This is a genomic window from Stenotrophomonas sp. HMWF003, assembly GCF_003061285.1.
Lineage (GTDB): Bacteria > Pseudomonadota > Gammaproteobacteria > Xanthomonadales > Xanthomonadaceae > Stenotrophomonas > Stenotrophomonas maltophilia_AP.
On record NZ_QAIW01000290.1, the window covers coordinates 3117 to 6326 of the forward strand.

Below are 3210 nucleotides of genomic sequence, written 5' to 3' on the forward strand. Positions count from 1 at the left end.
CCAGCGATTTCGCCAGCGCCGAAGTACCCAGCCACGCCATCGAGGCCGAGGTGCTGCGCCGCAAGATTCCCTACCGCCCGCTGCGGCAGACCCCGTGGCCGCGCATGCCCGGCCCGCAGACCGCCACCGTGGTGGGCCCGCCCGGCGAAGAACTGCATGCCGACGCCTACGGCCGGGTGAAGGTGCAGTTCCACTGGGACCGCAAGGAAGACCGCCGCGACAACGGCGCCGAAAACAGCTCCTGCTGGATCCGCAGCGCCAGCCCGTGGGCCGGCGCGGACATGGGCGGGGTGTCGCCGCCGCGCGTGGGCCAGGAAGTGGTGGTGGACTTCCTCGACGGCGACCCGGACCGCCCGATCATCACCGGCCGGGTGTTCAATGAAGAGAACATGCCGCCGTTCGGGCTGGAGGTGAGCGGCCTGAAGTCCAAGACGGTCAAGGGCGCCGGCTGGAACGAAATGACCATGCACGACACCGCCGGTGGCGAGCTGCTCAACATGCGTGCCCAGCGCGACATGGTCACCACCGTGCTCAACGACCAGAACGCCAGCATCCAGAACAACAAGTCCACCGCGGTGGCGGTGAACCACAGCATGAGCGTGGGCGCCAACCAGGACATCAGCGTGGGTGCCAACCGCGGCATCACCGTGACCGGCACCGACACCCTGGGCGTGACCGGCACGCGCACCACCAACGTTACCGGCGCGGTCACCCAGAACTACCAGTCCGGCCAGACCAAGACCATCGCCGCGGCCGGCTACACCGAAACCATCACCGGCGATTTCGGCACCACCCTGACCGGCAACTACACCAGCCAGCGCACCGGTACCTGGAAGGAAACCGTTACCTCCACCTCGCTGCGCCAGGTGATCGGCAAGGTCACCCAGGAGTACTCGGCCGGCCGCGAAACCGCCATTACCGGGCTGGACAAGCGCGGCGTGCAGGGCGCGGTGGAAGATACCAACATCGGCGCGCGCACCGTGGGCGTGGACGGCACCTTCGAGCACGAAGTCACCGGCACCCACAGCCAGCTGTCTAATGGCGACATGACCCTCGGCTCGGCCAGCAAGCTCACTGCGGCGGTGGGCGGGGCCTTCATCGAGATCACCGACGGCGAGATCAAGATCTCCGCCGGCGGCTCGGAAGTGGTCATCAACAGCGGTGGCGTGTCGGTCAACGGCAGCGAGATCAAGCTCAACTGCTGACCGGTCCATCGGAGGGACACCCATGCACGACACCCCCATGCTGCGCGGCATCCAACGCCTCAGCGACGCCTGGCTCGCCGCCGCCGCCGACCCCAGCCGGCGGCTGCTGGTCTGGCGCCTGCCCGCCAATGCCAGCCGCCTGCTGGCCGCCTTCTTCGAGATGCAGCGGCACGACCAGGGCCGCGACACGCCGGACTATTTCCTGCGCGTGGACACGCCCTACGAGCTGGGCTTCCGCTACAGCCGGCAGATCAAGCAGACCCTGCTCGAGCGCTACCTGGGCAGCCAGGACGAACTGCGCGGGCAGGGCATCACGCTCGGCTGGCGCGGCCCGCATGCCGAGCACCCCGACAGCGCCGCCGGCGTGGTGCAGGTGCTGGACAGCTTTGCCGAGCACCACGGCAGCCACCTGCGGTTGCTGGCCGCCGTGCTGGAACCCGAGCGCATGGTGCCCGGTGACGGCTTTGAGCGCTGGGTCGATGCGGCCCTGGCCGCCGGCCCCGGCGACCGCCTGCGCCTGGTGCTGGTGGACACCGAGGAAGACCCGCGCTGGCAGCCGTTGCTGGAGCGCCATGCCGGCGTGGCCGCGCGCATCGCCGCGCCGGTGGACATGTTCGCCATCGCCCGCGACACCGCCTCGCAGTCCGGCGGCACCGGCCCGGAAGTGCTGTATCGCCAGCTGCTGGCTGACCTGATGCTGCTGCTTGAGCGCGGCAGCCCGCAGCAGGTGGTGGGCCGCGCCGAGCGCGCGCTGGGGCTGGCCCAGCGCCACGGCTGGCAGGAGCAGGCGTCGGTGGTGCAGATGATGGTAGCCGGTGCCTGGCTCAAGGCCGGCGACCACGGCCAGGCCATCACCGCCTACCGCCAGGCGCGCAGCGCCGCCGATGCCGCCCGCAGCGCCGGCAATGCCGCCGCGCCGGAGCTGGTCATGCAGAGCTGGTTCGGCGAAGCCGGCTGCTGGCTCACCGCCAAGAACCCCGAGCGCGCCGCGCAGACCTACCTGCAGGCGTCCACCTCGGCGGCCAGCATCCCGCATCCGATGTTCCAGCTGGAAGGCCAGCGCATGGCCGGCTACTGCCTGCTTCAGCACGGCAAGCGCGAGGAAGCGCGGACCCAGCTGCTGGAAGCCATCCGCATCGCCAAGCCGCTCAGCGCACAGGACCGCAAGGCCACTACCCTGCCGCAGGCCCTGTGGGACCTGCTGCAACTGCAGGACCTGCGCCGCGCCGAGAAGATCCAGCTCACAGCCCCGGCGTACCTCGACCAGAACACCGCGCTGCACGCGCAGGCCGAAGAGGCCGCCGCCAAGCTTGGCCCAGCGCCCACCCGCATGCAGCTGGATGTCATCGATGCCCAGCTGCATGCGGGCCTGGAACAGACCTTCCACCGCACCCAGCAGGAACGCGAACGGCTGGTGCAGGGCGGCGACGAATTGTTCCGGAAGATCGTCGCGGTGGGGCGGGAGTTCCTCGACCCGCACTGGAACGGCCTGCCCACCATCGAACACCCGCTCGACCACGAGATTCCGGTCTGGAGCGAACCGCCGGCCATGCAGCCGCTGCCCGATCCCGGCCCGCTGCTGGCCGGTACCGACCTTGCCCACGTCGCACCGCCTGCGGCCACCCCTGGAGTTGTTGCCGCATGAATACCCGCATTCTGGTCATGACCGTCGCCGTGCTGCTGGGCATGGCCATCGTGGTGTGGCTCGGCGTGGAATACCGCGACGAAGTCAAAGCCTTCCTGCGCGCCCTGTTGCGCGCGCTGTAAGCAACACAGGAGTGTTGCCGTGAGCATTGCCGCCAAGCATTTCGATCCGCAGCTGGGCATCGACATCCACATGTACGCGATGCCGCCGTGCCCGCTGCCCACGCCGCACATCGGCCTGGTGCTGGACCCGTTCGACTACATCCCGTTCATCGGCTCCACCATCAAGGTCAACGGCGTGCACCGTGGCACCGCCGGCACCGGCGGGCTGGACATCCACATTCCACTGGGCGTGTGGGGC

Annotated in this window: 4 protein-coding genes; all 4 read left to right on the plus strand. The window is 69.4% G+C overall.

Translation table 11 applies throughout. The features are described 5' to 3' along the window. On the plus strand, positions 1-1205 hold a 1205-nt coding region (gene tssI, locus DBR34_RS22845), incomplete at its 5' end, for a type VI secretion system tip protein TssI/VgrG (protein WP_258223861.1). Between the two features lie 22 nt (positions 1206-1227). Next, positions 1228-2850: a hypothetical protein gene (locus tag DBR34_RS11995; RefSeq protein WP_181393982.1), complete on the plus strand. Its 1623-nt coding sequence runs from the start codon at positions 1228-1230 to the stop codon at positions 2848-2850. Further along, a complete protein-coding gene (locus DBR34_RS22850) occupies positions 2847-2972 on the plus strand; it encodes a hypothetical protein (protein ID WP_258223862.1) in 126 nt (41 codons plus the stop codon). Before DBR34_RS11995 ends, DBR34_RS22850 begins: the two co-directional genes overlap by 4 nt. A 19-nt stretch (positions 2973-2991) precedes the next feature. Beyond that, a partial coding sequence (locus DBR34_RS12000) for a hypothetical protein (RefSeq protein ID WP_219928277.1) occupies positions 2992-3210 on the plus strand: 219 nt, incomplete at its 3' end.

What these genes read in the sequence shown, in the direction of transcription:
- DBR34_RS11995 (WP_181393982.1), top strand. Translation starts at nt 1,228, where the DNA reads ATGCACGACACCCCCATGCTGCGCGGCATCCAACGCCTCAGCGACGCC.
- DBR34_RS22850 (WP_258223862.1), top strand. Translation starts at nt 2,847, where the DNA reads ATGAATACCCGCATTCTGGTCATGACCGTCGCCGTGCTGCTGGGCATG.